This is a genomic window from Lysobacter claricitrinus (assembly GCF_045866565.1).
Lineage (GTDB): Bacteria > Pseudomonadota > Gammaproteobacteria > Xanthomonadales > Xanthomonadaceae > Cognatilysobacter > Cognatilysobacter claricitrinus.
In genome coordinates this window covers 104,990-118,942 of record NZ_BAAFZV010000003.1, presented here as the reverse complement: position 1 = coordinate 118,942, position 13,953 = coordinate 104,990, and the positions used below count along the sequence as shown (strand labels likewise).

Sequence of the window (13,953 nt, the reverse complement as noted above, 5' to 3'; positions counted from 1 at the left end):
CCGATGAATCTCGCAGCGCTGCTCCCCATGCTCCTCGTCGTGCTCGCCGGCGCGCTGATCGCGCTGCAGGCGCCGACCAACGTGATGCTGGCGCGTGCGGGCGGGTCGCCGTTGCTAGCGGCGCTGATTTCGTTCGCGGTCGGCACCACCGCGTTGTTCGTCGCCTGGCTCGCGAGTGGCAATCGACCCGGGCTGGCGTCGTTCGCGCCGCTGCCCTGGTACGCGTGGATCGGCGGGGTGTACGGCGCGACCTATGTCGCCATCGCGGCGTATGCGGCGCCGCGCATCGGCCTGGCATCGCTGATCACGCTCGGCATCGCGGGACAGATCGCGATGGCGTTGTGGCTGGACCACCACGGCGCGTTCGGGCTCACGCGCGCACCCGTCAGCGCGGTTCGCGTCATGGGCGCACTGCTGGTCGTTGCCGGTGTCGCGCTGGTGCGCAAGGGCTGAGGCGGACGCCGGCGGCGGCGCCAAACCCGCGCCGCGCAAGGCTTCTCAGCCGGTGAGATGCGCGCGTCGAGACTGGATGCATGGCCGCCATCCGATCGACCCGCCCACCCCAGGACTTCGTGTCCATCACCGCGCCGAACTGGGCGCTTCTGTGCGAACTGCTCGGCCAGAGCCCGAAGCAGTTGACGCTGCGCGTCGACGACCGCTGCATCGGCTGGCGCGCGCCGCAGATGTGGTACGTCGATCCCGACAGCTATCGCGCGGTGATGCAGCGCTGGCCGGACGGCTACTGGCCGGGTTGAGCGCGCGCAGGCCGCGCGTCGAACCCACGGCGCGGGCCGACGCGGTTTGCGTGCAGAATCGCGACTCGTCCCGCCTGAAGGCGACGCATGTCGTTCCGAGCGCTCCGGTTCGTCCAGCTCGTCCTCGTCCTCGTCGCCGCCGCGTGGTTCGTGTGGTGGCGTCCGGTCGAGCCACGGACGGGGCCGACGCCGGTGGCGCTCGACGACGGCTGGGCGCTCTCGACACCCGCCGCCGAAGGCTTCGACGGCACGGCGCTGACCACCGCGATCGAACGCGTGCTCGATGGCCCGTACAACGTGCACTCGGTGCTGGTCGAACGCCACGGGCGCATCGTCGCCGAGTACTACCAGGGTGGCCGGGACCGTTCGGTCTATGCGCTGGTGTCGATCCGACGCAGCTTCGGTCCGTCCACGCTGCACGACGTGCGCTCGATCGGAAAGAGCGTGACGTCGCTGCTCTACGGCATCGCCCTCGCCGACGGTAAGGTGCCGCCGCCCGACGCGTATCTGTCGACGGTGTATCCGCAACTGCAGGACGTCGCCGCGGAGAACGCGAGCCGCGTCCGTGTTCGCGACCTGCTCGACATGAGCAGTGGCCTGGACTGGACGGAAGGCGCGCCCGGCATCAACGACGAGTTGCGGCTGTTCTCGCGTCGCGACCTGCCGCTGTACGTGCTCAAGCGCCCGATGGCCACCGCGCCCGGGACCGCCTTCAACTACAACGGCGGCGGCACCGCGCTGCTGGCCGACATGATCGCGAGCGGTACCGGCGACGACATCGAGCGATACGCCGCGCGACGCCTGTTCGTGCCGCTCGGCATTCGCCACTGGGACTGGGTCAAGGATCTGCACGGTCGCCCGATGGCGTTCAACGGCCTGCGCCTGCGCCCGCGCGACCTGCTGAAGATCGGCCGCCTCGCGCAGGACCACGGCCGGTGGCACGGCGCGCAGATCGTGCCGGCGGCGTGGATGGACGACTCGTGGTCACGCGGCCGCACCACCGGTGTCTCCGATTTCACCTATCGCGCGCAGTGGTGGGCCGGCACCGCCGACTGGCACGGGCGCAGGCTCGCCTGGCACGCGGGCTTCGGCAACGGCGGGCAGCGCGTGTTCGTGGTTCCGGAGCTCGACATCGTGATGGTCACGACCGCCGGCGCCTACGACGAGGACCAGACCGCGATCGCGGTGAATCGACTGGTGCGCGCCGTGGTGGCGTCTGTGCCGGAAGCGGCGTCGAAGCGCGCGGATCGGCAGCGCCGGTGACTCAGGCGATGCGGACGTCGGGCGCGCGTGATTCGTCATGCACGTCGGGTTGCTCCGCTCCGCAGCTTCGCCATCCCTTATCGTCGACGCCGAGCCAGACGGTCGCGCGACGCACGTCTGCTACGTCAAGGGGATCCACGATGCGCATGCTTCCCGCCCTGCTGTTGATCGCCATCGCCACGCCCGCATGGGCCGACACCACGCTGTGCACGTTCTCGAGCGCCGACCACGACATCGAATTCGCCGGCGACGCGCGCGTGTCCATGGTCTATGTGCAGATGCCGAATGGCCCACGATCGCTGCCGTCACGCGCGTACCGGCTCGTCGAGTTCGACGAGCGCGCATCGCGCATCCGCTTCGAGTTCCGCAATCCGGGCGACGCCACGCTGCCGCCTTCGTTCACGCTTGAAGGCGCCGGCAGCGACGCATGGATTGCGAGCGCCGGAGAACGCGAACGCGGCGAGTTGCGTTGCGGTCCCTGACCTCCAAGTGGTGACCGGCGACGCGCTGATGTCGCATGCATCTTGTCATCGCGTCGACAACCGCGTTGTTATCCCGGCGGCGGCGCAACCCCGAGCGCCGCACAAGGAGACCGACATGCCGCGTGGTGACAAGTCGTCGTATTCCAGCAAGCAGAAACGCCAGGCCGAACACATCGAAGACAGCGAGCGCGCTCGCGGCCGTTCCGAAGGCGCCGCTGAACGTATCGCCTGGGCCACGGTGAACAAGCAGGACGGCGGTGCGAAGAAATCCGGCGGTCGCAAGTCGACGAAGAAGGCCGCGAAGAAGACGGCCCGCAAGTCGACCGCAAAGAAGGCCGGCGCCCGCAAGAGCACGGCCAGGACGAGCACTGTCAAAGAGAGCACGGCCCGCAAGAGCGCCGCGAAGAAGAGCGGCGCCCGCAAGAGCGCGGCCAAGAAGAGCTCGACGCGCAAGAGCGCAACGAAGAAGTCGGCCGCACGCAAGTCGACCTCGACCGCACGCAAGGCGGCGGCCCGCAAGGGCGGACGCGCGTCGGCCGCGAAAAAGACCGCGCGCAAGTCCGCCGCTAAAAAGAGCGCACGCAAGAGCACGGCCAAGAAGGCCGGCGCCCGCAAGTCGACGGCGCGCAAGCGCTCGAGCCGGAGCTGATGCATCGGGCCGGGTGGCAACGCTGCCCGGCCCATTTCGACACTTGGCGTCGACGCGAACGGCCCGGTCGATGGCGGACCGGCCGGCGGAAAACCAGCCGAAGGTCAGCTAGCATTCGGCGAAACCCACCCCGCCAGGCCCTCCATGTCCGCCAAGACTCCCGCCGTGTTCGCGTTGTTCGCGCTGGCCCTTGCAGGCCCCGTGGCCGCACGTGAGCCGTCGCCGCTGACGCGGTGCTGGAAGAGCACGTTTACCCGGCAACTGAGCGGCCCGGTGCGCGAGCAGCCGCGATTGACGTCGAGCCATCGTGACTTCATTGCGCTGCACGACGGCAACTTCCGCTGGGAAGGCGCGCCGGTCGAAGCCGCCGCCGACCTCAGCTACGTCTATTGCTTCCGTCAATTCGATGACGACGGTGGCGTGCTGTTCGCGAACGGACGACCCATCGCAATGACGCGCAAAGCCGGCGGACAGACGGTCGAGAGCGGCGCGGAGTCGACCACGCTTCGCGATGGCGACACGATGGAGACGCTCTACACGCGGATGTCGGGCGCGAACGGCGCGAGCACGGCGATCGAGGTGCTTCACGACGGCCAGGACAACACCACGCGGCTCACGCTGCTGAGCACGAAGGGTCGGGACGCGAACCTGGTCGTGCTTACCGCGCCGGCCGTCACCACCGAGGTTCCCGCGGACGGCGGATGAGCCGTGCGCGTGGCGATGCCGCCGCGCGCCGAATTCCACCGCCCGGCACGCGCATCTTCACCGCGGCGGCGCGATGATGGCCGCCCGCCTCCGCCGGCCACCGCGATGCATTCCGAATTCGATCCCGACGACAACTTCGCGCACGCCTTCGAATCGCATGCCGACCTCGACGACGAGGCCGCGCTCGAGGCAGTGATCTGGCAGCTGTTGCTGCTCATCAATCCCGACGACGTCGATGGCGCGCAGGCGCAGTTCGCCGCGTGGCGGGAAACCACCGGTGGCACCGACGACGTCGATGCGGGCGTCGAGGCGCTACGCGATGCGATCGACTGGAAGTCGGGGTTCCACGTCGGCGATGACGACACACGCGGGCTGGTCGAAAGCCTGGACGAGCTAGCATCGCGCTTCGACCTGCAGATCGACTGGGGCGTCGAAGACCCGACCGATGACGAGTTCCTCGACGGCACCGACGTGCCCGAGCTGCTCGACATCGCGTTCGACCGGCTGCGCGAGCATCACTACACGCTGTGGGTGCGCGACGCCGGCCCGGACGTGCAGGCGGGCTGGATGACGCACAGCCGCGACGACGAGGGAATGCGCGAGATCGCGGCGGCGCTGGGCATGAACGTGCGTCCGGCCGGCGCGTAGCCGGTCAGGCGCGACGCGCGATCGCGTCGCTGGATGATGGTGGATCGGTTGTCCCCGATGCGCGCGGATGCGCATCGCGGACGGATCGCCTGCGAGCCGGGCGTGCCCGGCCGCGCGATGGTCGACTAGCGCGCGCCTTCCGGCGGCGGTGTGGTGTCGGTCGTGCCGGTGCGCGTTTCGCCGCGCGCCTCGCGCTTGCGCGCGTCCTTCTCGTCTTTCTGCTTCTTCTTCGCGAGCTCGCGCTGGCGCTTTTCGAATGCGTAGTTGGGCTTCGGCAAGTGGATTGCTCCTGTGGGGAAGTTGGAGAGTACGCCGGATCAGGCCTGTGGCTGAACCGGCGGGGCGCCGTCCTTGTGCTTGCGCGTCGGCGTGTTGCCGAGCACTTCGACCTGTCCACCGGCGGCCTGGAACGCCGCGAGGTGTTCGTTGATGTGCTCACTGGTGATCTGGCGCGACAGGTCGACGCGGCGCGCGTACGGCACGGCGGTGACGAGGGGGCGAATGGGGGGTTTACCGGTCATGTGGGTTCTCCGACAAGCATGGATTCGATGAGGCGCGAGCCGTGCACCGCGTAGTCCTCGCGCACCGCATCGCAGTACGGGCCGCCCATCGCGAAGCGGCGGCAGACTTCCGGGCGCGCGTCGTAGATCGAGCAGCACATGCGCGCGCTGTCGACGGCGACGCACCAGCCCTCGGCGTCGCGCGCCATCACGGTGAGCCCGCCGTCCATGACGGTGGTGAGGTGTTCGGCGATGCCGTCCTCGGGTTGGACGACGACCGTGAGCCGGCAGCACACGGCGTCGCAGCGGCCGCAATCGGCGGTGGCGACGACGGGTAGCGCGCTCACGTGACGAGGCCTCGCGCGGGCGCCGGCGGACCGGCGGCAACGCGCGGGCCGCGGAGGCCGGACGTACGGGCATCGGAAACGAAAAGGGAAATACGGGACATGCTGCTGCTCCCGAAGGGGCGTCCGCGGCAAGCGGTTGCGCGTGGAGGGAGAGCGAGACGGGCGGCCGAGCGGCCGTGCGCAGCGCGCGAATGATGCAAAGACCCGGCCCATCCTACGCTCATTCCCCGGGCCCGGCCGGCCGCGGCGACCGCCGGGAGGGCGCGGTTCATGGCGGGGCGCGACGGCCGCATCGCCCGCCGCGACTTCGTCTCCGCTTCACATCCGGGCCATCGCCGACGCATCCGGGCGATGCACGCTGGTTCCATCGCGCGGCCTCGCGCCGCCGCCATCCCAGGCAAAGGAGACCCCCACATGGCCACGACGAATCCGACTACGCCACGCAATCGACTGCGCCCGCTGATCTGGGGCGTCGCCACTGCGCTGCTGCTGGTGCCCGCGATCGCGATGCGCTTCACCCGCGACGTCGACTGGACCGCACTCGATTTCGCGGTGATGGGCGTGCTGCTTTACGGGACCTGTGGCGTGTACGAGGTCGCGACGCGCATGTCGCCGGACCGGTGGTATCGCGCAGGTGCGGGCGTTGCGGCGATGACCGGCTTCCTGCTGGTGTGGGTCGACCTCGCCGTGGGCATCATCGACAGCGAACGCGACGTCGCGAACCTGGTGTTCGCCGGCGTGCTGATGGTCGGCGCGATCGGCGCGGCGATCGCCCGATTCCGCGCACGCGGCATGGCCGTCGCCCTGCTCGCCACCGCGGCCGCGCAGATGGCCGCGGCGATGTACGCGATGGTCGCCGGGCACGACGGCAAGGGTGTCTACGCAGCCGGCATGTTCGTGCCGATGTGGCTCGCATCGGCCTGGTTGTTCCATCGCGCCGCGCGCGGTGCGCGCCCGGAATCGCCGGTGCGCGCGTAATCGGCGCGATCAGTGCTCGAGCGAGGCCTGGATGTCCTCGAGCGCGATGCCCCGCGTCTCGATGCCGCTCAGCAGCAGCATCACCATCGATACCGCCATCGGAATCGCGATCAGCAGTGCGGACATCGCGAAATTCTGGAAAAAGCCATACACGCCCAGGCCCGCACCGAGGATGCCGCCCAGCTTGGAGCTGGCGGCAACGGCGCCCGAGCCGGTGCCGCGCAGATGCACGGGATAGATCTCCGCGGCGTACGGAATCAGCATCGCGATGACGCCACTCACGCTCACCAGCAGCGCGACGACCACCGCGATCACCGTCGCCTGCGAGCGCAGGCCGAGCAGGCCGATCGCGCCCAGCGCGAGCAGCGCGAGCACCGTGAGCCCGATGAACAGCACGAGCGCGCGGTAGCTGCTCCAGCGGTGGTACAGCCACACGACAACGGCGATGCCGGGCAACGCATAGATCGCCGACTTCGCCAGCAATGCGCTGGTGGCCTTGGCGTCGACACCGAGCGCGGTGAGGTTCACCGGCAGCCACAGCAGCACGCCGAAGTTCACCAGCCCCCAGGCGATGCCACAGACCATCAATCCGGCGCTGATGCGCGCATGGCGGCCGCGCATCAGCATGCGCATGCCCGAGGCCGCGTGTTGTTCGTCGATGACCGGCGGTCCGGGATGCGCGGCGTCCTCCACCTCGATGCCGTCCGGCACGCGCCCGGTGAATTTCTGCAGCACCGCGCGTGCGACGTGTTCCAGGCCCATGGTCGACAGGAAGCGCGGCGACTCCGGGATGAAGCGGTTGAGGATGATGATGACCGCGCCGGTTGGCAGGCCGAGCAGCCACAGCACGCGCCAGCTGAACATCGGTTCCAGCGTTGCCGCCGCACCGGCCGCGAGCAGGTAGCCGGCGGACGTGCCGATGCCACCGAGTGCGACCAGCAACCAGCCGCGATGCGCAGCCGGGATCGTCTCCGCCATCAGCGTGAAGGTGATCGGCAGCAGGCCGCCGGCCGATGCGCCCATCAGGAAGCACATCGCCAGGTTCCAGCCGAACGACGGCATCGCGCCGCAGATCGCGGTGCCGATGAACATCAGCGCCGACAGCAGGATCGCCGCGCGACGCCCGGAAACGTCCGCGATGCGTCCCCACACCACCGAACCCACGGTGGTGCCGGTCAATGCGCACAGTGCGAGCAGGCTCGCGGTCGGCTTGGCGATCTGGTACTCGGCGCTCATGCCGGGCACGACGAAGCCGAGCGTAGCCGGCTTCATCACGTCGATGGCCAGCGTCACCGTCAGCACCAGCACGAGCTTCCAGTGCTCGATGTTCAGCGGCACGCCGTCGGCGATGTGGAACTGCAACGGCGCGGACGACGCACCGCCGGCGATGCGCATGCGCGCCATGCGCGGCATCAGCCCGTAGCAGGAGAACGCGAGGCCCAGCGGGATCGCGAGCATCCCCAGCACCATGCCGCTGGTCATCGGCATGCCTACCATCTGCCAGTGCGTGTACTTACCCATCATGAACATCGGCACGTGCGCGAACACACCGGCGGTAATCAGCGCGCAGCCGAGCCAGAACGCCCAGGCATGGTGGAAGGAAATGCCGCTGGCTTTCATGTCGCCCCCTGATCGAAGCCGCGAGTGTAGTGCGCGGGCACGCGGGGGCGGCGGGTGGACGTGGTGGCGGGACGTCGGGTCCGTCCCATGCAGGCTTTCGCCGCAAGCTGCGGTCGAGAGTCGGGCGGTCGCCGTCGATGTGCAGCGCGGCCGCATCGACGACGCGCGGCGCGGGCTGGCGTGCAAGCACCGCTGCCCCGTCGTGCAAGGCCGACAGACGGCATTTGCCTGCGGCCAACCGAGCGGGACGATGAAACTCCCCCGACGAGGACGTCGACCATGCAACCGATCCCTCGCTTTTCCGTCGCCGGTCGCCCGCTGGTGCTCGCGCTGTCGGCGATGGTCGCGTCGTCGCCACTGATCGCGCAGGCGGTGACGCCGCTCGACACCTTCAGCGCGCGCTTGAGCGGCTACGTCACCCAATTCGACACGCAGGTGCGCGCCGACGGCTCGACGCAGCGCGGCAACGATGTCGACCTCGACCGCGATCTCGACCTCGGCCAGGGCAACGCGATCGCCTACGTCGGCTTCAGCTGGCGCCCGCTCGACAACCACGAGTTCGGCATCGCCTATTACCAGGACGACACCAGTGCGTCGCGGCAACTCAGCCGCACCATCGACTTCGACGGCAACACCTACCAGGCCAACGCGACGGTGCACGCCGAGAGCGCGATCGACGCGTACCAGGCGTACTACACGTGGTGGGCGGTCAACAATCCGAACTGGGCGATCGGCCCGCAACTGGGACTGACCTGGTACCGCATCGACCTGTCGATCGAACTGGAACGCGACGCCAACGGCGCGCCGGTGACCAACAACGCGCGCGGCGAAGTGTCGGCCGACCTTCCGGTACCGACGCTCGGCGGTTCATGGCGCTGGGTGCCGGGCGGCGATTCGGACTGGCGTTTCGGCGCCGACGGCGGCTGGTTCTCGCTCAACTCCAGCGGCCTCGATGGCGATGTGTACTTCGCGCGCGTCGGGGTCGAATGGTTCCCGTGGGAACGCTGGGGCTTCTCCGCCGACTACACGTCTCGCCGCGTCAAGATCGACGCCGACAAGGACAGCTTTACCGGCAACCTCAACTTCCGCGACAGCGGCGTGCGCATCGGCGCGGTGTATCGCTTCTAGTCGTCGACGCGCGCGTCATACGCGAGTGCGTGCGCTGCCTGCGGGAGCGCATGTGCGCGCGAATCAATCACGCTGCAGCGCCAGCGCGTCGTCGACATCCGCGACGCGGAACGCCTTCTGCCGCGTGAGCCAGTCGACCGCTTCCTCGCGGCAGCAGAACACCTGCGCATTCAAACCGAGCCGATTGGCGACGATCATGCCGATGCGGTCCTCGTCGAGGAAATCCGCCAGCGCGACGAATGCGAGCGACAGCCCCGGCACGGCGATCTGCGCCCATTCGCGCACGGTGTCCATGCGTTCGATCACGCCGGGATTGCCGAGACCCGTCGCCGCGCGCACGTCGATCACCACGCGACGATGGCCGGCGTGCTGCACGTCGATCAATGCGGCGCGCACGGCGCGACGCGTGGCCGCCACCGTGCCGCTGCCGTGCACCGCCAATACGGCGATGCCGTCGTCCCGGGTGGAAATTTCGAGCGGGGCCGCGTCCATGGCGGCATCTTACGTGCGGTCGGCCGGCGTCGTGGCGCAGGCCGACGTGCGGCGTCAGGGCCTGCAGCGCGCCTCGACGACCCGCAGCTGGGCGTCTGCGACCGTCGCCGGGCGGCCGTCGCTGTCGAACAGGTCGTAGGCGTTCGGCCGGCAGAACTCGCTGGCGCGCTCGAAGCATTTCAGGTCGACGCCACCGGGCGCGCAGACCACGGCGATGCTGCGGACTTTCGGTGCGGCGGCGGACGTCGGCATGGACGACGGCGCCGTGCTCGCGCAGGCCGTGATCGCCAACGCGAGCACGACGGGCAACAGACGATTCGGTGACATGGCGGTCTCCCGCGGATGCGCGTGGGCCGACAGTACGCCACGCGACGCGATGTCAATGTCCTGACCGCCGCGCGGCGTCGTTGCGCGACGGTCGCCTTCGTTGCCGCAGCGACCTCGACCGCGACACCCGCCGCGACGCGACGTCAGCGCCGTCGCCGCGTCGACAGGCCGATCAGCCGCGACACCACCACGGTGACGTAGCCGATGCCCGCCATCTGCTCGAACATCACCAGCACGCGCGCCTGCGGGCCGAGCGGCACGATGTCGCCGTTGCCGACGCTCGACAGCGTGGACACGCTGAGGAACAGCAGCTCCAGCCATGTGCGCGCACGTTCCGGTTCCATCGCACCGGTGAAGCTCTGCGGATACCACGCCTGGCAGACGACGTAGCTGTAGGCGAACGCCCACGCGAGCAGGGTGAACGTCGCACCCGACGCGAACAGTTCGTCGGTGGTGACCTCGTGGTCGCGCAGCATGTAGCCGATCAGGCTGGTCGCGGCGTAGAAGTACAGCGCGGACTCGATCAGCGACGACCAGACCACCAGCCCGGGCCGGTCGAACACGATGGCTGCGATCGACAGCAGCATCGCCGGAATTGCCAGCGCCCACGCCACCGAGTTCGCCGACGGGCTCCGCCGCACCACCCACACCGCGAGCGGCACCACGGCCAGCGTCGCCGCGCTGAACAGTGCGCGCCCGGCCTCCGATTCGGTGCCGCCGAGCGGCGCGTACAGCACCAGGCTGAGCAGTTGCACGCCCAGCAGGTAGGCGGAGGGATGACGCCGCGGGTGCAGGAACGACGGGACGGCGAACGCGCGCATGACGGACTCCGGCAGTCGCCGCATCTAAGCACGGCGGCATTGGCGAACGCGTGCAGCGCGTCGCCAACGGCCGGTATGCTTCCGCGTCGCGCGATCCGGGAGGGCGCACACCGCATGCGGACCATGTCGCAGCGCACCGAATTCGTGCTCGTCGTGCTGGCCGCGTTCGCGTTGCCGGTGCTGTCGAGCCTGACGTCGCTGTTCGCGCCGTCCACGCAACCGATGATCACCGAGGACGGCCTGCGCGGGCTCGTCGTGTACGAAGCCATCGTGCTCGTCGCGCTGCTGGCACTGTTGCGCGTGCGCGGCTGGCAGCGCGGCCACCTCGGCGTGGTCTGGAGCGGCTGGGACCTGCCGGCGGCGGTGCTGCTGACCGTCGTCACCGCGTTCGCCTGCAATGCGGTGGACATCGCGATGCGCGTCCTTGTGCAGGTGCCGCCGATGCCGCCCGATGCGATCGTCGCGCACGGCATTCCGCTGGCGATGGTCGCGCTGGTGTCGATGGTGAATCCGCTGTTCGAGGAACTGGTCCTCTGCGGCTACGTGGTCGGCGTGCTGAAGCCACTGCGCGGCGCGGCGTTCGCGATCAACGTCAGCACCGCGCTGCGCCTGTCGTACCACCTCTACCAGGGCGCGCCGGCGGTGATGATCATTCCGGTCGGCCTGCTGTTCGCGGGCTGGTACGCGCGTACCGGGCGGCTGTGGCCGGTGGTGCTGGCGCACGCCGCGTTCGACGCGATGGCGCTCGCGCAGTAACGCGTCAGCCGAGCGCGCGCAGCGCGTCGAGCAGGGGCTCGATCGGCCCGGTCTTGGACAGCACGCGGCAGCCGATGTCCTCGGCGAGGTTGTCGAGGTCGACCTGGTCGCCGACCGCGGTCATCACCAGGATCGGGATGGTGGAGTGGATGGTGCTGCGGATCGTCTTGAGGAACCGCAGGCCGTCCATCACCGGCATGACCAGGTCGAGCACGATCGCGTCGGGCCGCAGGCCGGCGCGCAGCAGGCTCAGCGAGACCTGCCCGTTCTCGGCGCGGCTGACGCTGAAGCCCTCGAGCTCGAGCAGCCCGGCGAGGCCGTCGCGGGTGGTGGCGTCGTCTTCGACGATCAGGACGTGCGTCATCTCGCGGGCCGGGGAAGGGATAACGGCATTAACGGCCGCGTGCGGCGGCACTTGAGGCCGGGTCCATGGCCAGCGCGGGCCGCCGGGGCTCAGCATGCGCGGCGACGCGGGTACTGCGCCCTGCAACGCGCCGGTGCTTGGAGGGACGGTACAGCGGCGTCGTGCATGTGGGCGGCTCGTCGGGCTGCCGGCATCGGACCGCACACCGCATCAAGCGCGCATCAAGACGCGACGACGGGCGCCATCGCCGCGACCGGTGCAGCGTCCACATGCACGCCGTTGCGGCCGGCCTGCTTCGCCGCGTACAGCGCCGCGTCGGCGGCTTCCATCAGGCGTTGCGGCGAGCCGGCGGGCGTGGCGACGACGCAGGCGATGCCGACGCTCGCGGTGAGCACGCCGCCGTCGGTGTCGGCATGGGGGATGCGCAGCGCTTCGATCTCCGCGCGCAGGCGTTCGCCCAGCGCGTCGAGCTCGCCGTCGGCCGGGCGATACCAGACCAGCATGAATTCCTCGCCGCCGTAGCGCGCGGCGAGATCCAGCGGACGTCGCGCCTGCGCGCCGACCACGCCGGCCACCGCCTGCAGCGCGACGTCGCCCTCGGCATGGCCGTAGCGGTCGTTGTAGCGCTTGAAGTGGTCGACATCGACCATCGCGATGGCGATCGACGCACGCTCCCGAACGGCCTGTCGCCACGCGCGCGACACGTGTTCGTCGAGCGCGACGCGGTTGGCGAGGCCGGTCAGGCCGTCGTGCGACGCGCGCTCGTTGAGCAGGCGCTGCACGAGGAAGACCGAGCGCGTGGAATGTTCGAGGAAGTAGGCGCCGGTCGCGCCGACGACGTTCGCCGCGAGCATGAACACCACCTGGTACAGCCGCGCCTGCGGATCGGACTGCCACGCGAGCTCGGCGCCGATCAGCGCAACCAGCGTGGCGACGTTCACCGCGAGCGCGCGCCACCAGCCGAGGCTGGCGAGAAGGTAGATGAACATCGCGACCAGCAGGATGCCTTCATACGGCAGCGGGTGCCCGCGTTGCAGGCCGATCGCGATGAGCACGACGGTGCCGAGCCCCGCCATCGCCGCGGCGACGGTGATCGGCCCCTGCATGCGCGGCTGCCACGCGTCGCGATACGTCGCCACGATCACCCACAGGAACGGCGGCATGATCGCGAACAGGCGAATGGGTGCGGTCCAGCGACTCACGTCGCGCGGAAGCGTCAGCACATCGAGCACCACGAACGCGCCGTACAGCGCGAACGCCAGCCACGCCGACCAGCGCACGCGCGGCAGGTTCACGCGGCTGTGGAAGCGCTGGAACTCGCGTTCGAGCAACGGCTCGAAGCGCAGCTTCGGAAAGCCGCGGTCGAGTGCGTGCTGGTAGGGCGAGGCGGCGGTCGCGGCCGGCGCCGGCGGGGAACTCATGCGGGGATCCGTTGGATCGCCGGGCCCGGCGACTCGGATCGTCTATCGGCGCCACGCGGCGCTTCTTGACGCATCGCCGCGTCGCGCCCTGTCGCGTTCAGCATCGACGCGTCAACAAAAAAGGCCAGCGCGTGGCCGGCCTTTCCAGCGCATCGAGGCCGCTTACGGCTGCGGTTCGACGCCCATGTACGCGCCGGCCATGCGCATCGACGCCCACGTGCTCTTCGGGTCGCGCGCGATCGCCTGGCGGAAGTAGTTCTCGGCGGTGGCGCGATCGCCGTTGAGCAGGTAGTACGCGCCGATTTCCGACAGCTCCTTCTCGTCGAAGTCGCCCATCGCGAGGAACTGGTCGAACATCGGCTTGGCCTTGGCCCAGTCGTGCGCCTCGGCGTACACGCGCGCGATGCGGTAGACGTCGCCGGCGTCGTGCTTGCCCGCCAGGACCTGGTCGAAGATCGCCTGCGCATCGCTCTTCCTGCCGCCGAGGTACAGCACGCGGCCGACGCCGATGCGCTCCCAGCTGCCGCCTTCGGTCTGCACCATCGCAGCGTCGAGCAGCGCCTTAGCGGCGGCCTGCGGCGCCTGGCCTTCGTACATGGCCGTGTCGGTCTTGGTGATGGCGCCCTTCGCCTGCGCGGCGCCTGCAACGAGCAGCAGCGCAGCGGTCGCGGCCGCGAATCCGGTCTTCATTGATTCA

The 13,953-nt window shown here is 69.6% G+C and carries 20 protein-coding genes; 10 read left to right on the top strand and 10 right to left on the bottom strand.

Translation table 11 applies throughout. From position 1 onward, the window contains the following. Positions 1–3 precede the first annotated feature (3 nt). From ACKTTN_RS12355 to ACKTTN_RS12325, 7 genes are all read left to right on the top strand, one after another. Positions 4–453 carry a DMT family transporter gene (locus ACKTTN_RS12355; RefSeq protein WP_407910201.1) on the top strand — a complete coding sequence of 150 codons (450 nt, stop codon included), beginning with the start codon at positions 4–6 and terminating at the stop codon, positions 451–453. Positions 454–533: 80 nt separating this feature from the next. Beyond that, positions 534–755 (top strand): hypothetical protein, encoded by a 222-nt coding sequence (locus ACKTTN_RS12350; RefSeq protein WP_407910200.1) that lies wholly within the window; start codon positions 534–536, stop codon positions 753–755. 87 nt (positions 756–842) lie between these two features. Further along, positions 843–2,018: a serine hydrolase domain-containing protein gene (locus ACKTTN_RS12345; protein WP_407910199.1), complete on the top strand. Its 1,176-nt coding sequence runs from the start codon at positions 843–845 to the stop codon at positions 2,016–2,018. 140 nt (positions 2,019–2,158) lie between these two features. After that, entirely contained in the window at positions 2,159–2,500 is a 342-nt protein-coding gene (locus ACKTTN_RS12340) for a hypothetical protein (RefSeq protein WP_407910198.1), read from the top strand. A 115-nt stretch (positions 2,501–2,615) separates the two neighbouring features. Beyond that, positions 2,616–3,149 (top strand): hypothetical protein, encoded by a 534-nt coding sequence (locus ACKTTN_RS12335; protein ID WP_407910197.1) that lies wholly within the window; start codon positions 2,616–2,618, stop codon positions 3,147–3,149. 144 nt (positions 3,150–3,293) lie between these two features. Further along, positions 3,294–3,854 carry a hypothetical protein gene (locus ACKTTN_RS12330; protein ID WP_407910196.1) on the top strand — a complete coding sequence of 187 codons (561 nt, stop codon included), beginning with the start codon at positions 3,294–3,296 and terminating at the stop codon, positions 3,852–3,854. Between the two features lie 105 nt (positions 3,855–3,959). Then, the gene (locus tag ACKTTN_RS12325) at positions 3,960–4,502 is read left to right on the top strand and encodes a DUF6630 family protein (protein ID WP_407910195.1); all 543 of its coding nucleotides are present in this window, start codon (positions 3,960–3,962) and stop codon (positions 4,500–4,502) included. A gap of 125 nt (positions 4,503–4,627) precedes the next feature. Here ACKTTN_RS12325 and ACKTTN_RS12320 read toward each other — a convergent pair whose 3' ends face one another. The 3 genes from ACKTTN_RS12320 to ACKTTN_RS12310 are packed head-to-tail and all read right to left on the bottom strand — an operon-like array spanning position 4,628 to position 5,349. Continuing rightward, positions 4,628–4,780, bottom strand: a complete 153-nt coding sequence (locus ACKTTN_RS12320; RefSeq protein ID WP_407910194.1) for a hypothetical protein — start codon at positions 4,778–4,780, stop codon at positions 4,628–4,630. 39 nt (positions 4,781–4,819) lie between these two features. Next, entirely contained in the window at positions 4,820–5,023 is a 204-nt protein-coding gene (locus ACKTTN_RS12315) for a hypothetical protein (protein WP_407910193.1), read from the bottom strand. Continuing rightward, on the bottom strand, positions 5,020–5,349 hold the full coding sequence (locus ACKTTN_RS12310; protein WP_407910192.1) for a YkgJ family cysteine cluster protein: 330 nt from the start codon (positions 5,347–5,349) through the stop codon (positions 5,020–5,022). The genes ACKTTN_RS12315 and ACKTTN_RS12310 overlap by 4 nt, the downstream gene beginning before the upstream one ends. A 414-nt stretch (positions 5,350–5,763) precedes the next feature. Between ACKTTN_RS12310 and ACKTTN_RS12305 the strand changes: the two genes are divergently transcribed. Continuing rightward, on the top strand, positions 5,764–6,327 hold the full coding sequence (locus ACKTTN_RS12305; protein WP_407910191.1) for a hypothetical protein: 564 nt from the start codon (positions 5,764–5,766) through the stop codon (positions 6,325–6,327). Positions 6,328–6,336: 9 nt separating this feature from the next. On the opposite strand, the gene ACKTTN_RS12300 is transcribed toward ACKTTN_RS12305, so the two are convergent. Further along, the gene (locus ACKTTN_RS12300; RefSeq protein WP_407910190.1) at positions 6,337–7,947 is read right to left on the bottom strand and encodes an MFS transporter; all 1,611 of its coding nucleotides are present in this window, start codon (positions 7,945–7,947) and stop codon (positions 6,337–6,339) included. 279 nt (positions 7,948–8,226) lie between these two features. Between ACKTTN_RS12300 and ACKTTN_RS12295 the strand changes: the two genes are divergently transcribed. Continuing rightward, positions 8,227–9,075 (top strand): hypothetical protein, encoded by an 849-nt coding sequence (locus tag ACKTTN_RS12295; protein ID WP_407910189.1) that lies wholly within the window; start codon positions 8,227–8,229, stop codon positions 9,073–9,075. Positions 9,076–9,138: 63 nt separating this feature from the next. Here the strand turns inward: ACKTTN_RS12295 and ACKTTN_RS12290 are convergent, their stop codons facing one another. The 3 genes from ACKTTN_RS12290 to ACKTTN_RS12280 form a co-directional block, all read right to left on the bottom strand. Then, a complete protein-coding gene (locus tag ACKTTN_RS12290; protein ID WP_407910188.1) occupies positions 9,139–9,567 on the bottom strand; it encodes a hypothetical protein in 429 nt (142 codons plus the stop codon). Between the two features lie 54 nt (positions 9,568–9,621). Next, a complete protein-coding gene (locus ACKTTN_RS12285) occupies positions 9,622–9,894 on the bottom strand; it encodes a hypothetical protein (RefSeq protein WP_407910187.1) in 273 nt (90 codons plus the stop codon). A 143-nt stretch (positions 9,895–10,037) separates the two neighbouring features. After that, positions 10,038–10,715 (bottom strand): ion channel, encoded by a 678-nt coding sequence (locus tag ACKTTN_RS12280; protein ID WP_407910186.1) that lies wholly within the window; start codon positions 10,713–10,715, stop codon positions 10,038–10,040. A 123-nt stretch (positions 10,716–10,838) separates the two neighbouring features. On the opposite strand from ACKTTN_RS12280, the gene ACKTTN_RS12275 reads away from it, so the two are divergent. Further along, positions 10,839–11,471, top strand: a complete 633-nt coding sequence (locus ACKTTN_RS12275; RefSeq protein WP_407910185.1) for a CPBP family intramembrane glutamic endopeptidase — start codon at positions 10,839–10,841, stop codon at positions 11,469–11,471. Positions 11,472–11,475: 4 nt separating this feature from the next. On the opposite strand, the gene ACKTTN_RS12270 is transcribed toward ACKTTN_RS12275, so the two are convergent. The 3 genes from ACKTTN_RS12270 to ACKTTN_RS12260 all read right to left on the bottom strand — a co-directional run bounded on the left by ACKTTN_RS12270 (position 11,476) and on the right by ACKTTN_RS12260 (position 13,946). Next, positions 11,476–11,835 carry a response regulator transcription factor gene (locus ACKTTN_RS12270; RefSeq protein WP_407910184.1) on the bottom strand — a complete coding sequence of 120 codons (360 nt, stop codon included), beginning with the start codon at positions 11,833–11,835 and terminating at the stop codon, positions 11,476–11,478. Positions 11,836–12,056: 221 nt separating this feature from the next. After that, the gene (locus tag ACKTTN_RS12265) at positions 12,057–13,256 is read right to left on the bottom strand and encodes a GGDEF domain-containing protein (protein ID WP_407910183.1); all 1,200 of its coding nucleotides are present in this window, start codon (positions 13,254–13,256) and stop codon (positions 12,057–12,059) included. A gap of 162 nt (positions 13,257–13,418) precedes the next feature. Next, positions 13,419–13,946 carry a tetratricopeptide repeat protein gene (locus ACKTTN_RS12260; protein WP_407910182.1) on the bottom strand — a complete coding sequence of 176 codons (528 nt, stop codon included), beginning with the start codon at positions 13,944–13,946 and terminating at the stop codon, positions 13,419–13,421. Between the last annotated feature and the right edge of the window lie 7 nt (positions 13,947–13,953).

Coding starts and splice junctions, on each gene's coding strand:
- ACKTTN_RS12355 (WP_407910201.1), top strand. CDS start 4: ATGAATCTCGCAGCGCTGCTCCCCATGCTCCTCGTCGTGCTCGCCGGC.
- ACKTTN_RS12340 (WP_407910198.1), top strand. CDS start 2,159: ATGCGCATGCTTCCCGCCCTGCTGTTGATCGCCATCGCCACGCCCGCA.
- ACKTTN_RS12295 (WP_407910189.1), top strand. CDS start 8,227: ATGCAACCGATCCCTCGCTTTTCCGTCGCCGGTCGCCCGCTGGTGCTC.
- ACKTTN_RS12275 (WP_407910185.1), top strand. CDS start 10,839: ATGTCGCAGCGCACCGAATTCGTGCTCGTCGTGCTGGCCGCGTTCGCG.
- ACKTTN_RS12285 (WP_407910187.1), bottom strand. CDS start 9,894: ATGTCACCGAATCGTCTGTTGCCCGTCGTGCTCGCGTTGGCGATCACG.
- ACKTTN_RS12305 (WP_407910191.1), top strand. CDS start 5,764: ATGGCCACGACGAATCCGACTACGCCACGCAATCGACTGCGCCCGCTG.
- ACKTTN_RS12330 (WP_407910196.1), top strand. CDS start 3,294: ATGTCCGCCAAGACTCCCGCCGTGTTCGCGTTGTTCGCGCTGGCCCTT.
- ACKTTN_RS12335 (WP_407910197.1), top strand. CDS start 2,616: ATGCCGCGTGGTGACAAGTCGTCGTATTCCAGCAAGCAGAAACGCCAG.
- ACKTTN_RS12265 (WP_407910183.1), bottom strand. CDS start 13,256: ATGAGTTCCCCGCCGGCGCCGGCCGCGACCGCCGCCTCGCCCTACCAG.
- ACKTTN_RS12300 (WP_407910190.1), bottom strand. CDS start 7,947: ATGAAAGCCAGCGGCATTTCCTTCCACCATGCCTGGGCGTTCTGGCTC.
- ACKTTN_RS12280 (WP_407910186.1), bottom strand. CDS start 10,715: ATGCGCGCGTTCGCCGTCCCGTCGTTCCTGCACCCGCGGCGTCATCCC.
- ACKTTN_RS12270 (WP_407910184.1), bottom strand. CDS start 11,835: ATGACGCACGTCCTGATCGTCGAAGACGACGCCACCACCCGCGACGGC.
- ACKTTN_RS12345 (WP_407910199.1), top strand. CDS start 843: ATGTCGTTCCGAGCGCTCCGGTTCGTCCAGCTCGTCCTCGTCCTCGTC.
- ACKTTN_RS12325 (WP_407910195.1), top strand. CDS start 3,960: ATGCATTCCGAATTCGATCCCGACGACAACTTCGCGCACGCCTTCGAA.
- ACKTTN_RS12290 (WP_407910188.1), bottom strand. CDS start 9,567: ATGGACGCGGCCCCGCTCGAAATTTCCACCCGGGACGACGGCATCGCC.
- ACKTTN_RS12260 (WP_407910182.1), bottom strand. CDS start 13,946: ATGAAGACCGGATTCGCGGCCGCGACCGCTGCGCTGCTGCTCGTTGCA.
- ACKTTN_RS12315 (WP_407910193.1), bottom strand. CDS start 5,023: ATGACCGGTAAACCCCCCATTCGCCCCCTCGTCACCGCCGTGCCGTAC.
- ACKTTN_RS12350 (WP_407910200.1), top strand. CDS start 534: ATGGCCGCCATCCGATCGACCCGCCCACCCCAGGACTTCGTGTCCATC.